The organism is Devosia sediminis (assembly GCF_016411825.1).
Lineage (GTDB): Bacteria > Pseudomonadota > Alphaproteobacteria > Rhizobiales > Devosiaceae > Devosia > Devosia sediminis.
On record NZ_JAEKMH010000001.1, the window covers coordinates 544,470 to 566,714 of the forward strand.

Here is a 22,245-nt window from a genome sequence, read left to right on the forward strand (position 1 = left end):
GGCAGCATCGCCGGCAGCGAAACAGGCTTCGCTCGCCCTAGCCTAGTAGCCCGCCGTCACCGTCGTCGCGCCATTCCGTCCGCCGAGGATGTCGACCCATTGGGCGGCATGGGCCTGGCTCTGACGCTTCAGATAGGTATAGGGCGTATCGGTCCACAGCTTGATCTCGGCCGCTTGGTTGTCGAGGACGAAATCGCCCCGGTCGGTCCGAACCATCAATACCGCATGACCAGCCCCGTTGGGCTGGGTCACCACTGTCAACAGCAAGGTGGACGGGGCCCAGTTGCGTTCGATTAGCGCGGCTCGCTTGGCCAGCGCATAGTCCTCGCAATCGCCGTACCCGTCGGTGGGATAGGTCCAGAATTCCTCGACGCCGTAGAAATCCTGGTCGCTGATGGGCTTGATCGCGACATTGTAGTGGTAGTTGACCTCCACCAGGTCGCGCCAGAGCGCTTCATCGAGCGCAACGCTCCGGACCATGTCGGTGGATTGGCATTCGGAAGGCCGACGCTGGCAGAATTCGGCATGGCCGAAGGGAATCGACGTCCGGTCGCCTATCGAGGCGAAGGCGGAGTGGCCTTCGTTCGCGGCTGCCGGTGCGGCAACGCTCAACGACAAAACTATCGCGACAAGTGCCAATAGAATGGTGCCAGCAGCTTTCATCATCACGATCTCCCTGATGGAGACCACGATGGGCGTCGCGAATTGCCCTGATCGAAAAACTACGAAGCAATTTTGAATCGAGTTTTAGTCGGCCGCCTAACGGACTGTTAGCCATGCCATCGGCGCGCCCGGCTCGCTCTCGGGAACACCGTGCTCCGGCTCGGGCGATATCGTCATGCACCGACGTCCATTCCCCAATATCGCCGGATTTAACCGTACGATAAGGATGATCCGCTGATATGACCTCGTGCGTCCGCTGGGTGAAGATGTGTTGGATTTAGGCCGCAGGGTGCTGCCCGCTCTCATCGCGATCTTGGCGCTGGTGATCGCATTGCACCAGCCGGTTGCGCTCGAGTCCGGAACCGGCGTCGCGAACGCGGTCGCGGTCGCGCACACGTCAGCGCCCGAAATCGGCTCCGGCACGGAGCCCCTCCATTCCACCCCGTGCTGCTCCGTGGTGGCGTTCCTGCCCACAACTGCCTTCGAACAGATCCTCTGGGACGGTTCCGCCCAGGTCGCCCATGGCAATACCCGGGATGCCGCCGACCTGCCGAAGCCTCCGTCCAAGCCTTTCCGGCCTCCGCGCATCGCCTGAGCGCCAGCCGTGAACCGAAGGAGCCGAGCGGCTCCGCGGCCTCGCGGATGAACGAGCGAGCAATCGACGATTGCGGCCATCGAGCGCCCATTCGTCGCCCATTCGGACCGGAATCCATTGGACCGCACCATGAAACGCAGAGACTTCATTCGACTCTTTCCCCTGGGAATGGCGGCGACCTTGCCGTTCGCCTCCCCGACCTACGCCCAATCGCTCTGGAGCATGATGAACCGCGACCGCTCCCTCACGGACGCGGACCGCGAAGCCAACAGCGCCGCGGCGCTACAGGCCATAGACACGGTGGAGCCTATCCTCTCCTACGACACCGCCAACAACCTGCAGATGGCGATCGCCCAATACGAACCATTCGTGCTGGCCGGCGGCTGGGAACAGGTGCCGCAGGAGACCTACGGCGTCACCATGGGCGTCTCCCGCGACGGGGTGATCCAGCTCAAGCGTCGCTTGCTCTCATCCGCCGACATGGCGATGGTGGACAATGTCGATGAGGTCTTCGACGCGCCAACCGATGCCGCCCTGCGGCGGTTTCAGGCTCGTCACGGCTTGCGCGTGAGCGGGGAGGTCGACGAGGCAACCTGGTATGCTCTCAACGTCCCCGCGGAAACGCGTCTGCACCAGTTGCGCCTCAATCTGCTACGGGTGCAGAACATGGCGGCCCGTCTCGCCGACCGCTATGTCGTGGTCAACATCCCCGCCGCCTTCATCGAGATCGTCGAGGGCGGCATGGTCTCCCGCCGCCACACCGCCGTGGTGGGGCGCATCGACCGGCAAACGCCGATCCTCAAGAGCCGCATCCACCAGATCAACTTCAATCCGTTCTGGAACGTCCCGGTCTCGATCATCCGGAACGATCTCATAAAATACATGAACGAGAACCCGAACTACCTCACCGAGCAGGGCATCCGCATCTACGACGGCGACGGGCGGGAACTGCAGCCGACCGACATCGACTGGCAGACCGAGCAGGCGGTCAACTACCGCTTCCGGCAGGACCCAGGACCGCTCAACGCCATGGGCAATGTCAGGATCAATTTCCACAACCCGCATTCCGTGTTCCTGCACGACACGCCGACCAAAGGCCTGTTCGGCGACAATGCCCGCTTCCTGTCCTCCGGCTGCGTCCGCGTCGACCAGGTGCAAGATTTCGTGGCCTGGGTCCTGCGCGACAACGGCGACTGGGGCCCCACGGAAATAGCGGATGTCTTCACCAACGGTGCTCGGACCGACGTGGATGTCCGCAATCCGGTCGAGATCCATACGACCTATATCTCGGCCTGGGCCAACAGGCAGGGCATCGTCAGCTTTCGGGACGACGTCTACGAATTCGACATGGCGGGCAAGGTCACGTTCGAGAGTTGATGGAGCCACGACCATGGCAATGGCCGAGACCATCGCGCTCGACGGCGCCCGCAAGCAGCGCGGCGACCTCACGCGGTCGCGCATCCGCTGGATGATCCTGGGCGTCGTGCTCGGCTTCGTCCTGGTCGGCGGGCGGCTGGTGCAGCTCGGTATGGTCGAGACCGACCAGACCATCGAGGGCCAGACGCGTGACGCCATCACCGCCACCAGACCGCCGATCCTCGACCGCAACGGCCTGGAGATGGCGGTCGATATCCGCGTGCCCTCGCTCTACGCCGAGCCGCGCCGCATCGTCGACGTGGAGGAGGCGGTTGAGAAATTGCGGACCGTCCTGCCCGATCTCGACGAGAGCTGGCTGCGCAACCGGCTCACGGGAGAGCAGGGCTTCGTCTGGGTGAAGCGCGAATTGACGCCCGCCATAGAACAGCAGGTGATGCGGCTGGGCATTCCCGGCATCGACTTCATCACCGAGTCCAAGCGCTTCTACCCCGGGATGCGCGAGGCCTCCCACATCCTGGGATCCACCAACGTGGACAATCAGGGGATCTCCGGCATCGAGCGCTACATGGACACCGAATCCGTGGCCCTGCTGCAGGAGCTGGGCCTGGCGCGCGGCAATGCGCTGGCGCCGGTGGAGCTCGCCGTGGACATGCGCGTCCAGCACGTCATGTACACCCAATTGGCCGACGCCATGACCCGCTATCAGGCCATCGCCGCGGCAGGAGTGATGATGGACATCCGCACCGGCGAGGTCGTGGCATTGGCCTCGCTGCCGGATTTCGATCCGAACGACCCGGCGACGGCGCTGGTCGAGGACACCTTCAATCGCGTCACCTCGGGCATCTTCGAGGTCGGTTCGATATTCAAGACGATCACGCTTGCCGCCTCGCTCGACGCCGGCGCCGTGAGGATGACCGACACCTTCGACGCCCGCTTCGGCGTGCGCTTCGGTCGCTACACCATCAGCGACTTCCGCGGCAAGAACAGGATCCTCAGCCTGCCTGAAGTGTTCAAATACTCATCCAACATCGGCACGATCCGCGTCATGCAGGCCATGGGCGCGGACAATTTCCGCGCGTTCCTGACCACCATCGGCCTCGACCGGCGCGTGCCCTTCGAATTGCCGGAGATGCGGCTGCCGTCGGTCAAGTCCTCCTTCGCGGAGGTCGAGGCGGCGACGGCCTCGTTCGGCCACGGCCTCTCGGTCTCTATGCTGCACATGGCCGCTGCCTATTCGGCCATAGCCAATGGCGGCAACTACATCGCGCCGACCCTGTACAAGCGCGAGATGGCCGATGCGGAAGCCGTGTATCAGCGCGTCCTGGCGCCCGAGACGAGCGCCGCCATGCGCTACCTCCTGCGCCTCAACGCCTTGGAGGGGTCGGGGACGCAGATGAACCGGGAGACCCTCGGTTACCGGACCGGCGGGAAGACGGGAACGGCGGAAAAGGTGGTGGACGGCGCCTATTCCTCGAGCAAGGTCACGAACTTCTTCGCCTCGGTCTTCCCCATGGACGCGCCGCGCTACGCCATGGTGATCATGGTGGACGAACCCAAGGCCGAGAACCCGCAATCGGGAACCACCGCCGGGTGGAACGCCGGCGCGGTCAGCGGGAGGATAATCCAGCGCGTGGCGCCGATGCTCGGCGTGGCACCGGATTTCTCGGAGGCACTGGACAGGGATCTTGTACCGGTCACCTTGAGATAGAGACGAGCAGGCAGCAACGATCCGAAAGGAACAGGTCGAAAATGGCGGGAAACGAAGCGGCCACTGGCCACGGGAACGACGACGGGCACGATCACGGCCAGACGGTGACGGCTGACAACGAGAGGCGCATCCGTTTCGTCTTCATCTTCACGGCAGGCTACGCGGCGGTGCAGGCCGTCGGCGGGTGGTTCTCGGGATCGCTAGCCCTGATCGCGGATTCCGGCCACATGGTCTCGGACGCCGCCGCTCTGCTCCTGGCGCTCATCGCCTATCGCGTGGCGCGCCGTCCCGTGGACAGCACGCGCACCTACGGCTTCCATCGCGTGCGGGTGCTGGCGGCCCTGGCCAACGGCGCCTCACTCCTCCTCCTCGTCGCCTGGATAACCTGGGAGGCGATCAACCGCATCAACGATCCGCACGAAGTGCTGGCGGGGCCGATGCTGGTCGTCGCCGTCATCGGCTTGATCGTCAACCTCGCGGGCGCCTGGATTCTCTCACACGGAACGAAAGGTGATAGCAACCTCAAGGGCGCCTTCCTTCACGTCATCGGCGATCTCCTAGGCTCGGTGGGCGCCATCGCCGCGGCCATCGGCATCATGCTGACCGGCTGGACGCTGCTCGATCCGATCCTGTCCGTCCTGGTGGCCATCCTGGTCGTCCGCTCGGCCTGGACGCTGGTCAAGGAATCCATACGCGTCCTGCTGCAGGCCGTGCCCCGCGGGCTGGATGCGCGCAGGGCGGAAGCGGAAATGGCGGAACTGCCCGAGATCGACAAAGCCGGGCATTTCCACGCCTGGACCCTCACCGACGAGACGGTGGTCGCGACCGTTCACGTCGTGCCCGCGGACGGGATAGATCCTCTGACCCTGCCCACCCTGGTGTCGGGATGGCTAAAGTCCCGGTACGACATCGATCACGTCACCGTCCAGGTCGACCCGCGCGGCACTGTCTGGGAGGCGGACACGATTTGAGTAGCTAGATCTTGATCACCGCCGCGGTCACATACATGAATGCCAGGCCGATCAAGAAGCCCGACAGCACCGGGGCCGAGAGCCAGGATTGTCCCTCCCGTTCGGCCCGGCGCAGGAAATAGCTCGTTACCTCGACGATGACCTGCAGGATGGCGCCGGCCCCGATACCCAGGGCGAGCGCCGACCATTGCGGGCCGTAGGCAAGGCTGCCCAACCACATGCCGAAGACCGCTGGCAGGCCCGCGACCAGGGTCAGGGCGCCGAAGGTCCAGAGCGGCGGGCGCCTGTCGACCATGGGGGCGGCGATGCCGATGCCTTCGGTGACATTGTGGATGGCGAAGCCGAGAACGAGGAAGGTGCCGAGGCCCGCGGAGCCGGCGGCGAAGGCGGCGCCGATCGCCAGCCCCTCGCCGAAATTGTGCAGACCGATGCCGAAGGCGATGTAGAAGGCGAGGGCCAGGCCTTCCGGCTGCCCGGATCGACGCCCGATCCCCATCAGGATCAGGAAGGTGGACAGGGCCGCGAGGATAACCATGGCCTGTCCCTGGAACAGGGCGGCTGATTGCAGTGAGAGTTCCAGCGCCTCGAACGTCATGTCGACCAGGAGGAAAGCGAGCAGGCCCACCGTCAGCGCGAGCAGGAATCCCATGCCCAAACTACCCATCCCGCGCAGCGCCGGATAGAACATGAGCCCGATGGCCACCGGCAGGATGCCCACGATTGCCCCCACGATCGCCTGCTGGGTGAGCTGGCCTTGCGTGGCCACCGGCGTCGGCACGGCCACTGGGATCTCGTGCTCGAAGGTGGCACCGGTATTGGTGACGAGATTGATCCGATGTGCCTCTCCGAGCACCCACGGATACGGAACCTGCAACCAGGCCGTGCTGCCGCGCGCCAGCGGCCCGGGCGGGTCCATGGTAAAGGTCCAATAGGCGTTGTCTATCTGGACTTGGGCGATCGTCATCGGTTCGGAGCCGCCCGCGCGGATGAAGGTCTTGATGCCGCCGCTGTCGAGGACGACGCGCTCGAAGGCGATCGCCTCGACCGGCGGAGCACCGTTGTTGAAGCTGCGCAGGGGATCGACCGAAGCGATCCAAGCCACCGCAACCGCGAGTACCAGCAGCGGCGCGAGCAGCCAGGCGAAGCGGCGCCATCCGGCGGTCGGCGCACCAGGGGACGTGTCGGTCATCTCAGGCCTCCACCACATCGAACATGCCCATCCAGCCCAGTTCCGTGAACTCGGCCTGATGGGCGTGGAACATGTATGGACCGGCTTCGTGCTCGGCATAGCTGAACTCGAGGATGCCCCGTTGCGCCTGGCACTGCATGATGAGGTCCACCGTGCGCAGCGTCGGCGTCAGGGTCGTACCGGTATCGAAATAGTCGAAGAAATTGGCGTGCAGGTGAAACGAGTTGATCGGGTCAAACTCGGTGACGTTGACGAGATAGATGCGTACCGGTCGCGACTTCTCGATGCGGATCGGCTGCTGCGCGAAGGCATGGGCGACGGTGTTGACAGCGTAGAACTCGTTCGCGTTGTCGAAATTGGTGTCGAAGGCGTTCATCACCATCACCAGTTCCTGCCAGCGTGCGTTCTCCGGCGTGCCGTAAAGGCGCGATCGCGCGGCATCGGCGAATTCGGGATGCAGCTCCGGGTCGGGATCGATGACGAAGGCGCCGTACATGCCCTTGTGCATGTGCCGCTTCAGCGGCAGGGCATGGCAATGGTAGAGATGGCAGCCGAACGGCCTGGCGTCGAACTCATAGATGAATTCCTCGCCCGGATTGATGAGGCCGGCTCCCGGCACGCCGTCCATGCGCCAGGAATGAATGCCGTGGAAATGCATGGAATGAGGATGGGACCCGTAGTTGCGGAAGACGATCCGCAACCGCTCGCCCTCCTTGGCTCTCAGGGCGGGGCCGGGCACGCGACCGTTGAAGGTCCAGGCCGGAAACGTCACGCCGGGGGCAATCTCGATGTCCTTGTCGATGGCCTCCACCTCGAAGGTGCGCAAGACCCTGCCATCCTCCATGAGCGACACCGTCCCGAAATCCCAATCGGTGAGCATGGCCGTGGGGTCGAAGCCGTTGGCCGCCGCATCCACTCGCCCCACGGTGATCATCTGCCCATGACCACCTTCGTGAATGGACGGAGCCGAGTAAGGGTTCACAGCGCTGGGGGCATCGTCTTGCATCGCCGCCATGTCATGCCCGGGCATGGATTGAGCCGCGGCGACGCCGGCAAATGCCGCAGTGCCGCCGGCAGCCGCGATGCCGGCGATGAGGCTGCGCCGCGAAACCTTCTCTGTTTCATGCTGGGTTGTCATGGGTCGCCCTTGTTGCGAACGGTTCGCAATAAGACGCTCGAACGATAGTTTTTGCAAGTAGGAATTATTTGCAACTTTGGAATGCCGCGTCGCTCGGGTGCGTCCAAAGGCGGCTGCCTCACTCGGGTGACGTCGAAATCCCATCGCGAGATGTCGAAATGCCATCAGCTGATGGCGAATGGCGATCGGCTGATGGTGAAATGTCTTCTGAAGATGTCGAAATGCCATCAGATGATTTCGAAATCCCATCCGAAGATGGCGAAATGCCATCAGCCGGTGGCGAAATCCCGTCATCGTCAACAGTTTCTTCAAGCGTCCGTGCCAGCCTGGGAGCCAGGAGGCACGATGGCGACCAGACCCAAGCTAGAACCCGATGTCACGCTGGGGGAGCTGCTGCTCTTGGCGCGGTTGGCGGAATTGCTCTACGACGATGGCAAGGCGGCGCCGGCAGGAGCCTACGGCTCTGAGACGGGAGTCTCGAAAACCCGTATCAGGAATGCCTTGTTGCGCATCGAGAGCGCTCTGGGCATTGTAGAAATGCAGGGCGCCGGTCGCCGGACCCAGAAGCCGAACGCATTCGGAAGAAACATCGGCAGTGCCGCGCGGCTCGTCGAGCGCCTCATCTATGTAGCCCGCCAGCACGCCACGGATCAGGACAAACTGCATCTAGCCATCCGTACCGCCGAACAAGGGCTCGAACGGCAATGGCGAGCCGGTGGCTTCGACAAGGCCGCGCCGTGATGGACGGTTGCGGTCACAATGCCATTCGTCAGGCAAGCTCGCGTCGACCCTCCATCGTCGCTCCGGCTTGCCAGTCGTTCCGTCGTGCTGTACTCCCGCGCCCGAGGTGAGCATGCCAACTGCGGTCGATATCTTCTGCGGGTCGGGCGGGGTGACGCAGGGATTGCGCAGCGCCCGATGGCGCGTGTTGGCTGCGTGCGACAACGATCCCGTGGCCACCGCCACGTATCGTGCCAATCACCCCCGCACCAAACTGGTCGACGGCGATATCCGGCTGGATGACACCATCGATCGCATCGCCTCAGCTGTTCGCGGGCGAGCCGTCGATCTGCTCGTCATCTGTGCCCCCTGCCAACCGTTCAGCAGCCAGAACCGGCATCGCGGCGACGACGAGCGCGAACAGCTCATCGTCAGGGCTTTGGCGGTCGCGGAACGGCTGAAGCCTGCCATGGTGTTCTTCGAGAACGTCCCTGGGTTGGCGACGCCGACCTATGCATCCATCGTGGCGCAGGTGAGGACGAAACTCGATGAACTGGGTTATGTCGTCTCCGATCCGCTCCTGAGGGATGCGGCGGATTTCGGGGTGCCCCAGCGGCGACGCCGTTGCATCATGCTGGCGGCCAGAACCCGGGACGCCGTCGATACGTTCGTCTCCCTGGACATGACGATGCCGAGAAAGACCGTATTCCGTGCCATAGCGGATCTCGAAAGACTGGAATCAGGACAGGCCAGTGCCGAGGATGCGCTGCACAGGGCCCGCACTCATCAATCGATAGCGGTCGAGCGCCTCAGGCACATTCCCGCGGACGGTGGTAGTCGATCCAGCCTTCCCGCTCATCTCGAGCTCCGTTGCCATGTCGGCAAGCCCAGGTCGTTCTCCGACGTGTACGGTCGCATGGCCTGGCAGGACGTCGCGCCAACGCTGACCACGGGATGCACGGACATCACGCGCGGTCGTTTCGCCCATCCCGAGCAACATCGCGCCATCACCCTGCGCGAGGCCGCGCGCCTACAAAGCTTTCCCAACGATTACGAATTCAGGGGGAATGACAGCGACATCGCAAGGCAGATCGGCAACGCCGTGCCGCCGGAGATGATCAAGGCATTCGTTCCGGCCTTCAGGGCGGCCCTGAAGGCCTCGCAGCGTTGACGATCGAACCACCGCCGCCGGCGAACGCCGGCGTCTCGGCTCGGATGCGGCGGCAGCGCACGAGCGATACGCAGGTCGAGCTGGCGGTGCGAAAGGCCCTGTTCTCCTCGGACGTGCGCTACCGCAAGCACTACCCGGTGCCGGGTCGCCCGCGCCGATCGATTGACATAGCCTTTCCCGGGAAGCGGATCGCCGTATTCGTCGACGGCTGCTTCTGGCATGGATGCGCCCTGCACAAGACGATCCCCAGGTCCAACGATGGCTGGTGGGCAGCCAAGTTGGAGCAGAACAAACAACGGGACACGGAAACTACAGCGCTTCTGACTGAGCAGGGCTGGCGGGTCCTGAGGTTCTGGGAGCACGACCGGCTCGAAGACGTCGTCCAAGCGATCCTGAACGAATTGGCGCGATGACTTGCAGCACGGAGCCACGTTAGGCGCCCAACGATCTACCTTAGCCTGACCGGGCTCGAATGACCCTCGCTGTTGCCCAATGCCCGGCGTGATCCCTGTTCTCATGCTCTCATGTGATGACGGCAGGACTATCCCGACTATCATGCGGCCCCTGGATTTCGAGAAGATCCCGCCCCGGCAGGGCGATGGGGGCGTTACGCGCGGGAAAGACAATCCGCCACCATCCACCGCAACGCCGCAGGCGCTCCCCTCAGAACCACCTCAATATTGGCTTGGGCATCGGATGAGTTCCTGAATTCCCCGCTCCCGACGGCGAGCTGGTATCTGTCGGATGGCGTCATCAACACCATCAGCGGTCCTCTCCTCGCGTAAAGCTCGAATTGATTGTTGAAGCGCGCCGATGTGCACCAACGAGTCCCCATTCCCCACCAGCGGGCCGCCGCCTGGCTCTTGAGACGGACCAGCTTCCAGTGTTCGTCGTCGAACAACAGTTCACTCTCTGCATATGCCTGGTCGCGTTCCGCCTTCCTCAGGCTCCTCGCACCGAGCACTGTGAGGCGGTTTTCGGCGCAAAGCAGTTCGTCGACCGTCTCGAGACGGTTGATATCGCGCATCTCCATAGGAAGATGCGGACGCACATCGTGGAAATGCCGCAAGCCCGAGGATAATCGGTCCATCTCGGCCATGCCGCAACAGGTTCGCAGACCGTAGTCGGTCCACCAGCGTCGGCGCCAGGCCGAAAGCCACGTGAAGTATTTGCCTTGCGGAGTCGGATCGCATCCGCAGATCAACGTGAAGACGCGCTGCTCCCGCTCGATGCTGAGATACGGGTCGAGCCGTTCGATGCCGGCGCGACGCCAAGCGTGCTGCAGGTGGGAATTCAGGACGGCGTCAACTCGTCGTAGGCTCGGTGCTCGGGACATGCCCAAGCCTGGTCTTCGTTGACGCCGAGGTCGATCCGAATTTTTTGCGGATCCCCGGATTTCCTCCGCTGGACGAGTTCGCTGAAAGGCAACAGCAACCCGGCGACAATGATCGCGCCCATTGGAGTAATAAGTTGTGTAAGAATTTTCAGCTTAGTTTAGGGTACAAAAGGATATGGGCCGAATAAGAAAACAATGACGCAGGCGAGGGATAGAGGCGCAGCCCCGGGGCGAGTGTTCTCCAACATACTTTTCGGAGCGTCCGCATAATGGCACGCATCAAGGTTCGCGCCAGGGCGGTCGACATGCTGGGGCGCCAGCAGATCGCGGGCATTCCAACAGCGGTCCACGAGCTCTTCAAGAACGCCCACGACGCCTATGCCGACAACGTTCGGGTCGACTATTTTCGCGCGGACGAACTCTTCATCCTCCGCGACGACGGCATCGGCATGACGCTGGAGGATTTCGAGGGTCGGTGGCTGACCCTCGGCACCGAGAGCAAGGTCGGTGCGAACGACCCGGGTAAGCAGCCGTGGACCGGACCTCGCAATGCGACCGCGCGCGCCATTACCGGCGAGAAAGGTATCGGACGGCTGGCGATCGCCGCTATCGGACCCCAAGTGCTGGTGCTCACGCGCTCCGTTCGTCCCAGCGGTTTGGGATCACTTGTCGTCAGCCTCATACAATGGGGCCTATTCGAAATCCCGGGATTGGACCTCGAGGCCATCGAAGTGCCGGTCGTCGAGCTGGAGGGTGGGAAACTGCCGGATCTCGGCGTGGTGACGGGCCTTGCCGACCGCATCCGCGCCAACATCTGGCAATTGGGCGATCGAATACCCGGTGACATAGGAAAGCGGTTGTTGTCGGAACTCGACATGGCCGACTTCGACCCGGGCTCCGTCTACGCTCAGATCGACGGACCGACACTGGCCGGCGACGACTTCGGCACGCACTTCTTCATCCGTCCGACGAACCCGGTGCTGGCGGACGACATAGAGCAATCCGACGACGCCGGCTCGGAGGCCACTCCGTTGGAGAAGATGCTCCTCGGCTTCGGCAACACCATGATGCCGCAAGGCGGCGAGCCACCGATATCCGCGCAATTCTGGGATCATCGCGAGGACGGGGTCAGCCGCGACCTCATCGGCGGGTCGGCGTTCTTCACGCCCGCCGAGTTCGACTCCGCCGACCACCACATCGACGGCGAGTTCGACGAATTCGGCCAATTCACCGGCACCGTGTCGGTGTACGGCCAGCCGGCACGGCAGCACACCATCGTATGGCCGGACTCCACAGGACGTCCGACCGAGTGCGGCCCGTTCCGCCTCCGTTTCGCTTATCTACAAGGATCGCTGAAGGACTCGCGGGTTCCACCGGACGAATGGGCTCGGCTGAGCGGCAAGCTCAACAAGATCGGTGGCCTGTACGTGTACAGGGACAACATAAGAATATTGCCCTACGGCAACTCCGACTTCGATTTCGTCGGTATCGAACGGCGGCGCACGAAGTCGGCGCAGGATTGGTTCTTCTCGTACCGGCGCATTTTCGGCGCCGTCGAACTCACCCATTCGCGAAACAGCAATCTGGTCGAGAAGGCGGGACGCGAAGGCTTCAGAGCGAACCGTGCCTATCGGGAGATGACCAGTATGCTGGAAAATTTCTTCGAGCGGCTCGCCATCGACTTCTTCCGCCCCACTTCGCAGTTCGGGTCCGAATTCAACTCGATCAAGGCGGAGATCAACCAGGAGGCCAAGCTGCTGGCCAAGAGGGCGACCAAGACAAAGGAACGCCAGGCGGAATTCAAGACCGAACTCGATACCTTCTTCACATCCATCGAGAAGGGCGACCCTACCCGGGAAGCCGAGCGCATCCGCGCGATGACGGAAGAGCGCCTATCGGCAGTGGCGACGATCAAAAGTCCCGAAGCAGCCGCCGACGCGCTCATCAACGCCGAGGCGGATGCGAGGCGCGCCGTCGCAGCGCTCGAAAAGTCCATCACAGTGGTCAAACCGCGCGCGCTCGGGATGAACAAGTCGCTGACCTCGGATTGGAACGCGTATCAGCAGAATTCCGAGCGGATCAGACGGGAAGTGGTCATGCCTCTGCTCGTGCAGGTCGAGGAGAGGATCAGCGAGGTTGCGGCTGTCAACGAGATCGACGTCGATCGGCGTCGTCGGCTCATCACATCGTTGGAGCAGCGTCGATCGTCGACCGAGAACGAGGCCACCCGTCTCCGTCGCCAAGTCCTCGAACGTACGACGGGTCTGTCGCAGCAGGTCGACACAATGGCGAGAAAGGCCCTGGAGCGCATGGCATCCGGGTTCGACCTGATTTTCGCCGAAGTCGGTCGGACCGATATCTCCGACATGTCGGAGTCGGATTTGACCCATCTACAGCGGGGATGGGAGAATCGGGCGGACGTTATCGCCAAGGATGCCCGGGACCTGCTCGAAGCACTCGGCGAACAACTGGTGTCACTCACAGGGGCGGTCGCGGAAGGCGGAACCCTCGACGCGACGACCGCCGCATTGGAAAGTCGTGCCGATGCCTTGGAAGAGCAGTTGGACATGTACTCGGAGTTGGCACAATCCGGCATGGCGATCGGGATCGTCCAGCATGAATTCGCCAATACGGTGAAACGAATCCGCACGGCCATCGCCCAGTTGCAACCCTGGGCGTATGGAACGTCCGAAATCCGTGAGATACGGGACGACCTGAGCGATGGCTTCGATCATCTCGATAGTTACCTCACCTTGTTCACGCCCTTGAGTCGGAGACTACACAGGAAGCCCGTGGAACTCTCGGGCGAGGAGATACGGAACTATCTTTTCGAGGTGTTCAACGACCGGCTCCGCCGCCACGACATCAAGTTGGTGGCCACGCCGGCGTTCCGCAGCAAGGTGATACTGGCTTTGCCTCCCATCATCCTGCCAAGCTTCGTGAACATCGTGGACAACGCCATCCACTGGATCACGACCGTGCCGGGCGGGGAACGCGAAATCCTTCTCGATGCGGACGAGGATCTATTTCTCATCTCCAACAGCGGCCCCGGCATCCCGTTGCGCATCGCGGACCGCATCTTCGAATTCGGCGCTACGGAGAAGATAGGCGGACGGGGAATGGGGCTGTTCATCGCGCGTCAGGCGCTGCGCTCGAACGGCCTGGACCTAACATTGCAGGCAGCGGGCGAGAACGTCAGACCGCAGTTCGCGATCGGTCCAAGGGAATAATCGGGGGAGTACAAGATGGCTCAGGCCGCCAACGCGTTTCAGGACTATCGGTTGTCGGGGGTGCGACGGTTCCTGCAGACTGCCGTCGTCATCGACAACGAGGCGGAGATGCGAGCCGTCCCGGCACCGTCGACCGAGCCGAAGGTCGCAGTGCGCAAGCCTGCCGGCGTGCTGAAACAAGAACCGGCCTCCGCTGCGGCGCAGCCCGAGTCGGATGAGGTACCCGCCGTCGAGCCCGTGCCCGAAGCCGGGAAACAAAATGCCCCCCTGCACAGCGCAGCAGGCAGCTTGAATGCCAAGCTCCTGACCGATGCCTTCTCGGAGAGGGAGATCATCTGCGGGCTTTATAGGCCGGAGCCCGGCGAGAACATGGTGTCGTTGGCGACGAACGCAGCCAAGCACGCCGACGTGGTGGTCGTGGACTGGCTGCTGGAGAACAATTCCTCGGTGAAGGCCGTGGAGATCATCATCGCGATACTCAAGGACGACATCTCGGGCAATGGCAGGCTACGCCTGCTGTCCGTCTACACGTCCCAGAACGGCGTCTCCGTGATCGCGAAGGAACTGTTCGATCAGATCGTCGCCGTCCCGGAGCTGGCCGACAAATTTACCCTGTCGGGGGTGGCGATCGTCGGCGCCAACGTCCGCATCTGTGTGCTGAGTAAACCCCAGTCGATCGGGGATGACGACGTCGAGAAGGTGAGCGAACAGGACCTGCCCGAACGCCTTCTCAAGGAGTTCGTGCACCTCTCCGCCGGTCTGCTGACCAGTTTCGCCTTGCACTCCATCTCCGCCGTGAGACGATCCGCCCACCACGTCGTGGCGGTGTTCGGCGAGGAACTGGACGGCGCTTATCTGGCCCACCGGTCGACACTAGTCGATCCCGACGAGGCCGTGGAGTTCGCGATCAACCTGCTCCTGGGCGAGCTGCAGAATGCGATAGCGGTCGATGAAAGGCTTGACGGCCAGATCGGTTCGGACGTGCTGAATTCATGGGTGGACGTCAAGAGCGTCTCCCATAAGTTCGTGAAGGGCGGCGCCGAGGCCTCGCCGGAAATCGTCAAGGAGTTCGTTGTCGGTGGATTCGCCAAGCTGAAGGCGACCAAGGACAAGCTGACAAAAGCGGACGGCACCGCCGCCGAAGGTGGTCTCGGCGGACACAACGTCGGGGAAGTATTCTACGCAAGCGCCGCGGACGCATGGCAGAGGCAGATCGAGTTCGCCAGGCTGAGCGCCTTCAAGCGAGAGGCTTACGGGCGAACCCGGTTGCCGCAAGGTTGGCTCCCTACGTTGACGCTCGGGTCCGTCCTCAAGGTTAGAGGCCCGAAGAACGAGGCCGAGAAGCCGAACTACGATGATCTGGGCGCCAACTATCTGGTGTGTATGCAGCCGAGATGCGACAGCGTGCGCCTTGCGGGAGCGACGGGCTTCCCGTTCCAGACAGGGGAGGCAGCAACGAAGGAGTTCAACCTGGTGGTGAAGGAACGGGATCTGTCGGCAGGAACCCCGCTGATCATCAGCGGGAAGCCCGGCAGCACCCAGGTCGTCAAGTTCGAAGCCGATCCTGACGCGAAATCCGTGAGGGCGAAGAAGGACGGCGACGATTTCATCTTCACCGACAGCAAGGGGCGGGAGTATTTCTGGCTCGGCGACATCAAGGACATGAAGGCCCAGCACGACGCCAGCGCTCTGGCCGCAAGCGTACATCGGGTAGGGCTGGTGGAACTCGAATTCCTTCGCCTCGCCGCAGCGAAGGAGATCAAGGTCCCGCAAGCCAAGTGAGAGGACACAAATGTCGCCGAAGCACGACTGGTCCGTACCTGATATCTCTCGGGCGCGGAATTGCCCTCGGTACCTCAACTCACCCTGACTTCGACGGACAGACCGGGAAAACGGTATTCGTTGACGACTGTTTTCCAGTGCCTCGCAGCCGGGCGATCCGCTCTCCGAACAAGAGCCGCGAGGAAGTTATCGTCGCGGTTCTCGGACACTGTCCTCGCGAGCCGCGGCCAACTCGTCCAGATGGCGCGGCGGTCGAAGGTCCTCGTCGCCACGAAATCGGCGACGTGGCGCGTGAGGACCATCAGCGATACGGGGCGGTCGCTGCCGTGCGCGAGGTGGAGCGCCTTACAGACATCTGCGGAGTTCCTGCCTGCGATCCAACGGTGAACGCGCTCAACCCACTCGTTGGCCTTCACGAGATTGGTGCGGCGACTTTCGCGTTCCGCCAATGATCGCCCGTATATGTCCGGCCATTTCAATTGGATGAGACAGAGTTCCCCCGTTTTCCTGTCTACGACCGCGGCGTCCACGTCGGTCAGATCGGACCCGTCATCCTTCTGCAGATTGAACCCGTGCCCAGGCACGAAGTATCGCTCGGAGCCCAACTCCTCGGCCAGATCCGTCCTGAACACCGCCTCGCGGGCATTCAACGACCTGTCCCAGTCACGACGATGCAAATGACGGAGCTGACCGGTCATGCCGGCAATCGGGTTCATCAACGCCCCGAACATCGGCAGCAGAACGAAGTCGCGCCCGAAGTCGATATAGTACGGTATGGGAATCTCATGATTCCGGTCGAGACGCGCCGCCGCGTCCGCATCCAGCCCGAGCAGATCCAGCACTTGGCGACCCTTGGTCCCTCCGCCCCAAAGTTCATGGATATCCTCCTTCCGGGAGAAGACGGTGAGAAGATTTCTCAGGTTCAGCCGGGGCTGCTGCGACTTCAGCTTGGTTGCGCAGGCGATATGATGAAGCACCTTCCCGTATGCCTCGACCGATACACCGTTCCATTCATCGAAACTGCGGCCTCCGATCATGGATGCCGGGGGTAGGCTATCCAACTCGGCGGTGCCCGCGGCGAATACTTCCGCAAGGTCGCGATGGTACCCAAACGTTTCTTCGTCGGGGTCGTAGGCTATGGACCAGCCTCCCGCAGCAGTGGTGTAGCTGCCGATTCGTCGTCCGATGATCTCCTTCCTCGCCACCAGACTGCTCTCCAGCTTAGCGAGCCGCAGGCGTTGCTGCGCGCCTAGCCAGCCCCCTTCGGCTCGCTCCCCGGCCTCCGGTCCGTCGTCCTCGACTTCGATGACGAGTTTGTCGGAGGACGGGAAACTGATTTCCGCTAGTCCGTAGCGTTCGAGCGAGGCCAACCGATGCACCACCGAGAACTTGCCGCATTCGATCAGGTGATCGTCGGCAAGGCGGGCGAGTCGGGAATCCGACGGCGCCCATGGGACGCCCCCCGGGTCATCACGGAGCAGCGTCAACAGTGGTGCCAGAGCGGTGCTCGCCCCCGACATCATTAGGTTTCGGGCGGTATCCTGTTCCAGCAATTCCGCCCCGTTGGGCGCCACATGAAATGCGAAAGCCGTTTCATCTAGGGAGCGAACCAGTTCGAGCAAGAGCTGGCGCTCTAGGCCAGCCCAGGCGCGTCCGACACCAGCCAGGTAGTCGCTGCGGATTTTTTCGATGCGGGTGACGGCTTCCAACAGCTATCCTCGTCTCGTGCGGCAACGTCGAAACACCGATTGCAGCTCCTTAGGGCCGTCAGTCGTCCGCCAGCGGTCAAAATTCGGCATTCCAAAATGCCCAATAGAACCTCAGCTTCCATCGACACTGCGATCGCAAGACAGGACGCGATGACCGCCACTTGATAAGGTGGGGTTTTCGCCACCCACTATGCATGACCACATCTGCGCCGCGGAGGAAATATTGTCTAGCATTGCCCGGGCATGGATCATGTTCGCCCCAGACCGGTGGGGACAGATAGACAAGTTCCACAAGTTCTGGTCGCCGACGTACGAATTCGCCAGCCGCGATCAACGCGCATTGACCGGCGTTCGCGCGCATTTCGACAAGGCGATAAGGCTTGTTCGTCTTGCTGAGCGGCTGAGACCTAATCTCAGACGCGACATAGATCAGCTCAACAAGAACGGTTTCACCCCGGCAGAACATGCCCGGGAGTTGGCCACGATAATAGAAGCCGCGATCCTAGAGCTCTATTCATCTATCGACTGCACCGTGAAGGTCCTCCGCGCAGTTTATGGCCCAGGGACGAAAGGATTCCAGGATTCGACCCGCAAGACTTTCCAGAAGCCACATCGAATGCAAGTAACGTTCCCGGATGAACTAAAGGCCCAACTCGTTGGCGCTACGTGGTATGGGCGATTGCAGCGGCTGCGGGACGATCTCACCCATCTCGACACCGGGCATGTGCATCTCGATGAAGGGTCGGATGCGGTGCGGTATAGCCACTACGGAATGAAGGAGGGGGCGGCCCCACTCACGATCCCCAACGTGTTCGCATGGTTCTTCGAACTTTTCGAGCAGGTGAACAGCTTTCTGGGAGCAATTTTCCACCACTTGAACGCAACTCTAAAGGACGAACCGGTCTTCCAGATGTGCGGTATGGTGGATGGTCGCGTGCTGCATCGCTATGTCAGCCCCGTAGGAAATCTGACATTCGATAGCGGCTCTTGCGGTGCCTGGATCTGGTTCGAGCGTCCAGAGAATCCTAGCTGCCCGTTCAAGGATCAGTGCGGCGCGTACAGCAGGAAAGCACCACCGCAGGGTTGGGAAACAGATGCGACGGCCTTGGACTCCTGAACCAGAACGCGCCGAGTGGAATTCCAGACTGTTGAGCATCGTGTTCCGCGACGCCGGTGGGAACGGAGCGCTAAGTGAAGTCGGCGATCAATGAAACCCTGGCGCGGATTTCCTGCTGCACTTGGCCGCCGCTAGGCGACCATCACCTACCTAGGATCGAGAAGTTGCAGTTGCCCCATAGCGCTTCCGCCCTCTCACGTTGGAGTTTACGGTTTTCCTCGAGGTCGAAATTGGTGCCGGTTATCCAGAGGTAGAGGTCTTCCATCACTTGGGTCGTGATTGCGAGCAGCTCTTTTTCATCCCCGTACTTCATCGGCGCCACGGTCGTCTTGTCCTCGGCGCGCGTTCTCTCCAAGGCGTGGGCCAAGTCCCTGTCGCGAAGATTGCGAACCGAACCCACCAAGTCGGACTCAAGCGTGTCAGGTACCGATTTCCGCAGGGAGGTCAGCACCGCAAGGGCCTTGCCGGCTTCTTCCTGTCGCATCTTGGCATTGTAGTTGGCGAACTCGGTTCGAGACGAGGACTCCGATGCGGTCCGATCCGGCCAGAAATTACGCACATCGGCCACCAGTCTTTTTACAACGTCGTCGCGGTCGATCAGCGCATGAACCGTTGGAATGCTGTTGTGGGCCAGAGTGTAGTCCGGCTTGTCCCAAAGGGCGCATAGCTGGACGATCTCGAATCCATGCATCGCTCTCTGAAAGACGTTGAAGGCATGTCCGGCGGTGGACGGGGGGATTTGGCCGGAGAGCAATGGAGAATAGACGATCAAGGCGTTGCTCTCCGCCAACGCCAACAGGCCGCTGATCCGGGCCACGACTTGTTTGATCTTGAGCTTTGCCTTTTCCGCTCGCTCGTCTGTGGACATGCGCTCTAAAACATCTGGTAAGGTGGGGCGAGGCATCTGACGTTCCGATTGAGGTGGCGCCGGTCAATCCCGGCCCAAACCACGCTCTCAATTATTAAATTGATGTGCCGTTGGTCCGCCTCAAGGTCATTAGCAGACAAATGGCAGCGTCCCTAGGCGAGATCAGGCCGGAAACGCTGACACTTCACCGATTCCGGCCTCTTGGGCGCTGCGACTCAAAAATTCTGGTCGTCCATTGTTTTTCTTGCGAAAAATCGACTCAGGTATTTCTGGTCGCGTCAAATTGCTGGGAAAGTGGTGGGCCCACCAGGACTCGAACCTGGAACCAGACCGTTATGAGCGGTCGGCTCTAACCATTGAGCTATAGGCCCCCGTGCGCGTCATAGCAGGGTCGGAGCGGCTGTCAAAGGTGGATTGCGCGCTGCGCTCGCTTCGCTCACATCTGCGTCTTGCGGCGCAAAAGCGCAAGATCGGTCGGGCGGGGGAAAAGCTCTCGTGGTGAGTTGGGCTGGCCACGACGGAGTGACGATGACGACGGCACAGGACCACTATTTTGCGCGGATGCGGCGGGCGCTGGATCATATCGACCAGCACCTCGACGATGACCTGGACCTCGACCGCGTGAGTGCGGTTGCGGCCTTTTCCAAGTTCCACTTTCACCGGCAATTCGCCGCCACTTTCGGGGTGACGCTGCACCGTTATGTGCAACTGGCCCGGATGCAGCGGGCGGCGTCGGGGCTGGTGGCGGCGGACGGGCCCAGCGTCACCGAGATCGCAATGGATGCGGGCTATGACGCGCCCGAGGCCTTTGCCCGCGCCTTTCGGCAAAGGGTCGGGTCTTCGCCCTCGTCATTCCGGGATGCGCCCGATTGGGACTCGTGGCTGGCGGCCTTTCGGCCATTGGACAATGCAAGGACCAGACTCATGCAGATCATTTTCGAATCCGGCGACGTGACTATTACGACGCTCGACCCCATTCCCGTCGCCATGCTGGAGCATCGCGGCGACCGGGCCAACCTGCCCCGGACGTTCGACACCTATCGGCAATGGCGGCAGGCGGCGGGGCTCTCGGCCGAGCGCAATCCGACCTATATGGTGTTTCGCTCGGAGCGCGAGCCGGCCGTGCCAGAAGACTACAGCATGGATCTCTGCGTGGGGACGGACCTTCCCGTCGCGGCGGATGATGCGGTGATGAAGGCGGGCACCATCCCGGGTGGGCGCTGCGCGGTGCTGCGCTATCCGGGGCAAACCAAAAATCTCGAACCGGCGGCGCTTTATCTTTATCGCGACTGGCTGCCGCAGAGCGGGGAGGAGGCGCGTGATTTTCCGATGTTCAGCAAGCGGTACCTGGCCCTGCTACCTGGCGCGGGCGTGCATGAAGCGGTGACGGAAGTATACCTGCCGCTGAAATAGCAGAAGGCGAGGGTGCGTTGCTTTTGCAGGCGTGGCGGGGTATTTCAACGCCACGGTCTGCAGTTCACCGAGGCGTCGCCGTCCCGACAAGGGAAGCTAAACCTGCCTAGTCCTCAAGTCTTCGACAGCACCCCTCCAGTGCCCGTCGCAAGCCGGCGACCATCGACACCGCCTCGGCGGATATGGGCGCGTTCGAGGATGAACCATGTCGAGACAGATCCTGTCACTCACCATTGCCGACCTGTCGGCCTTTGCCAAAAGCCTGCGCGAGCAGATCACCAGGCTCGATGAGAAACCCAGCCATGTCGACATGCTCAACATGCTGGCGCGCGCGGCCGGCTTCCGGAACTACCAGCACCTCAAAGCCGTGACGGAAGAAGCGCCGCCGGCAGACCTGATTGACCTGAAGCTGGTGGAAAAGGTTGGGCGGCACTTCGACGCCGATGGCGTGCTGCTGCGCTGGCCGAGCAAGAACAGCCTGCAGCCGCTGTGCCTCTGGGCGCTATGGGCCCGGATGGAGCCGGGGCGCGACTATGCCGACAGGGAGAATACCGAGCTGCTCAATGCCTGGGCGAGTTTCGGCGACCATGCGCTGCTACGTCGGGCGATGGTGGACATGGGCTATGTGAGCCGCACGCCGGATGGGCGGACCTATAGGCGGATCGAGCAGAAGCCGCCGGCGGAGCTGTCGGCGTTGCTGAAGCGGATCACTCCGCAGCCGGCCTAGCCTAGACCCGCTTGGACATGCGCTGCATGGCGATCTTGGAAATCAGGTCGCCTGTAGCCTGGGTGTTGTTCTGCTGAATGGTGGCGAAGCCGTTGGCCAGGTTGGCGTTTTTCTGCACGATGGCGGCGGCTTCGGCACGGCGGGCACGCATCTGCTGCATCCTCTCATAGGGCGGAAGCTGGTGCATGTTGAAGCGGGTGATTTTTCCAGAAATAGCCATGCGCAATGATGGGCGCGGGGCGCTTTAATGAAAGCTGAATCTCACAGGATGGTGACCGGACGGTCAGGCAGTCTTGGAGATGCGGGACATGGCCATCTTGGAATAGATATTGCCCATCTCCACGGCGTTGCTGGCCTGGATGTTGGCAAAGCTGTTGGCCAGATTCGCATTCTTCTGGATGGTCTCGGCAGCCATGGCCTTGCGCTCACGCTGATACTGCATCCGGTCATAGGATGAGAACTGGTGCATGTTATAGCGGTTGATCTTGGTCGAACCATAAGCCATGCCGCAAAGCTGAACACTTATGGTTA

General features: G+C 62.1%; 20 protein-coding genes and 1 tRNA gene. 12 read left to right on the forward strand and 9 right to left on the reverse strand.

Annotated features, from left to right (window positions below; genetic code table 11):
• Nucleotides 1-42 precede the first annotated feature (42 nt).
• On the reverse strand, nt 43-663 hold the full coding sequence (locus JEQ47_RS02815; RefSeq protein WP_198875701.1) for a transglutaminase-like cysteine peptidase: 621 nt from the start codon (nt 661-663) through the stop codon (nt 43-45).
• A gap of 247 nt (nt 664-910) precedes the next feature.
• On the opposite strand from JEQ47_RS02815, the gene JEQ47_RS02820 reads away from it, so the two are divergent.
• The 4 genes from JEQ47_RS02820 to JEQ47_RS02835 all read left to right on the forward strand — a co-directional run bounded on the left by JEQ47_RS02820 (nt 911) and on the right by JEQ47_RS02835 (nt 5,314).
• A complete protein-coding gene (locus JEQ47_RS02820) occupies nt 911-1,258 on the forward strand; it encodes a hypothetical protein (protein ID WP_198874870.1) in 348 nt (115 codons plus the stop codon).
• A 129-nt stretch (nt 1,259-1,387) separates the two neighbouring features.
• Entirely contained in the window at nt 1,388-2,635 is a 1,248-nt protein-coding gene (locus tag JEQ47_RS02825; protein WP_198874871.1) for a L,D-transpeptidase family protein, read from the forward strand.
• 13 nt (nt 2,636-2,648) lie between these two features.
• The gene (locus JEQ47_RS02830; protein WP_198874872.1) at nt 2,649-4,343 is read left to right on the forward strand and encodes a peptidoglycan D,D-transpeptidase FtsI family protein; all 1,695 of its coding nucleotides are present in this window, start codon (nt 2,649-2,651) and stop codon (nt 4,341-4,343) included.
• A gap of 41 nt (nt 4,344-4,384) precedes the next feature.
• Nucleotides 4,385-5,314: a cation diffusion facilitator family transporter gene (locus tag JEQ47_RS02835; RefSeq protein WP_198874873.1), complete on the forward strand. Its 930-nt coding sequence runs from the start codon at nt 4,385-4,387 to the stop codon at nt 5,312-5,314.
• 4 nt (nt 5,315-5,318) lie between these two features.
• On the opposite strand, the gene JEQ47_RS02840 is transcribed toward JEQ47_RS02835, so the two are convergent.
• The gene (locus tag JEQ47_RS02840; protein ID WP_198874874.1) at nt 5,319-6,503 is read right to left on the reverse strand and encodes a ZIP family metal transporter; all 1,185 of its coding nucleotides are present in this window, start codon (nt 6,501-6,503) and stop codon (nt 5,319-5,321) included.
• 1 nt (nt 6,504) lies between these two features.
• Nucleotides 6,505-7,641 carry a multicopper oxidase domain-containing protein gene (locus tag JEQ47_RS02845; RefSeq protein ID WP_198874875.1) on the reverse strand — a complete coding sequence of 379 codons (1,137 nt, stop codon included), beginning with the start codon at nt 7,639-7,641 and terminating at the stop codon, nt 6,505-6,507.
• An 81-nt stretch (nt 7,642-7,722) separates the two neighbouring features.
• Here JEQ47_RS02845 and JEQ47_RS02850 point away from each other — a divergent pair, with 81 nt between their 5' ends.
• From JEQ47_RS02850 to JEQ47_RS02860, 3 genes are all read left to right on the forward strand, one after another.
• Nucleotides 7,723-8,382 carry a hypothetical protein gene (locus tag JEQ47_RS02850; protein WP_198874876.1) on the forward strand — a complete coding sequence of 220 codons (660 nt, stop codon included), beginning with the start codon at nt 7,723-7,725 and terminating at the stop codon, nt 8,380-8,382.
• A gap of 112 nt (nt 8,383-8,494) precedes the next feature.
• Nucleotides 8,495-9,532, forward strand: coding sequence for a DNA cytosine methyltransferase (locus JEQ47_RS02855; RefSeq protein ID WP_198874877.1), 1,038 nt, complete (start codon nt 8,495-8,497; stop codon nt 9,530-9,532).
• A complete protein-coding gene (locus JEQ47_RS02860) occupies nt 9,529-9,945 on the forward strand; it encodes a very short patch repair endonuclease (RefSeq protein ID WP_236020630.1) in 417 nt (138 codons plus the stop codon). The genes JEQ47_RS02855 and JEQ47_RS02860 overlap by 4 nt, the downstream gene beginning before the upstream one ends.
• A gap of 194 nt (nt 9,946-10,139) precedes the next feature.
• On the opposite strand, the gene JEQ47_RS02865 is transcribed toward JEQ47_RS02860, so the two are convergent.
• Nucleotides 10,140-10,874 carry a hypothetical protein gene (locus JEQ47_RS02865; RefSeq protein ID WP_198874878.1) on the reverse strand — a complete coding sequence of 245 codons (735 nt, stop codon included), beginning with the start codon at nt 10,872-10,874 and terminating at the stop codon, nt 10,140-10,142.
• Between the two features lie 263 nt (nt 10,875-11,137).
• Here JEQ47_RS02865 and JEQ47_RS02870 point away from each other — a divergent pair, with 263 nt between their 5' ends.
• Together JEQ47_RS02870 and JEQ47_RS02875 are read left to right on the forward strand one after the other, a co-directional pair.
• Complete coding sequence (locus tag JEQ47_RS02870; protein ID WP_198874879.1) at nt 11,138-14,098, forward strand: ATP-binding protein; 2,961 nt, start codon at nt 11,138-11,140, stop codon at nt 14,096-14,098.
• Nucleotides 14,099-14,113: 15 nt separating this feature from the next.
• Complete coding sequence (locus tag JEQ47_RS02875; RefSeq protein WP_198874880.1) at nt 14,114-15,880, forward strand: response regulator receiver domain; 1,767 nt, start codon at nt 14,114-14,116, stop codon at nt 15,878-15,880.
• Between the two features lie 74 nt (nt 15,881-15,954).
• On the opposite strand, the gene JEQ47_RS02880 is transcribed toward JEQ47_RS02875, so the two are convergent.
• On the reverse strand, nt 15,955-17,589 hold the full coding sequence (locus JEQ47_RS02880) for a hypothetical protein (protein WP_198874881.1): 1,635 nt from the start codon (nt 17,587-17,589) through the stop codon (nt 15,955-15,957).
• Nucleotides 17,590-17,812: 223 nt separating this feature from the next.
• Here JEQ47_RS02880 and JEQ47_RS02885 point away from each other — a divergent pair, with 223 nt between their 5' ends.
• Complete coding sequence (locus JEQ47_RS02885; RefSeq protein WP_198874882.1) at nt 17,813-18,706, forward strand: hypothetical protein; 894 nt, start codon at nt 17,813-17,815, stop codon at nt 18,704-18,706.
• 142 nt (nt 18,707-18,848) lie between these two features.
• Here the strand turns inward: JEQ47_RS02885 and JEQ47_RS02890 are convergent, their stop codons facing one another.
• Both JEQ47_RS02890 and JEQ47_RS02895 read right to left on the reverse strand, forming a co-directional pair.
• A complete protein-coding gene (locus JEQ47_RS02890; protein WP_198874884.1) occupies nt 18,849-19,610 on the reverse strand; it encodes an AbiU2 domain-containing protein in 762 nt (253 codons plus the stop codon).
• Between the two features lie 259 nt (nt 19,611-19,869).
• A tRNA-Ile gene (locus JEQ47_RS02895) sits at nt 19,870-19,945 on the reverse strand.
• A 157-nt stretch (nt 19,946-20,102) separates the two neighbouring features.
• Between JEQ47_RS02895 and JEQ47_RS02900 the strand changes: the two genes are divergently transcribed.
• Nucleotides 20,103-20,987, forward strand: coding sequence for an AraC family transcriptional regulator (locus JEQ47_RS02900; protein ID WP_198874885.1), 885 nt, complete (start codon nt 20,103-20,105; stop codon nt 20,985-20,987).
• Between the two features lie 205 nt (nt 20,988-21,192).
• Entirely contained in the window at nt 21,193-21,714 is a 522-nt protein-coding gene (locus JEQ47_RS02905) for a DUF2087 domain-containing protein (RefSeq protein ID WP_198874886.1), read from the forward strand.
• Nucleotide 21,715: 1 nt separating this feature from the next.
• Here JEQ47_RS02905 and JEQ47_RS02910 read toward each other — a convergent pair whose 3' ends face one another.
• Nucleotides 21,716-21,934 (reverse strand): hypothetical protein, encoded by a 219-nt coding sequence (locus JEQ47_RS02910; protein ID WP_198874887.1) that lies wholly within the window; start codon nt 21,932-21,934, stop codon nt 21,716-21,718.
• A gap of 63 nt (nt 21,935-21,997) precedes the next feature.
• Entirely contained in the window at nt 21,998-22,219 is a 222-nt protein-coding gene (locus JEQ47_RS02915) for a hypothetical protein (RefSeq protein ID WP_198874889.1), read from the reverse strand.
• Nucleotides 22,220-22,245 lie beyond the last annotated feature (26 nt).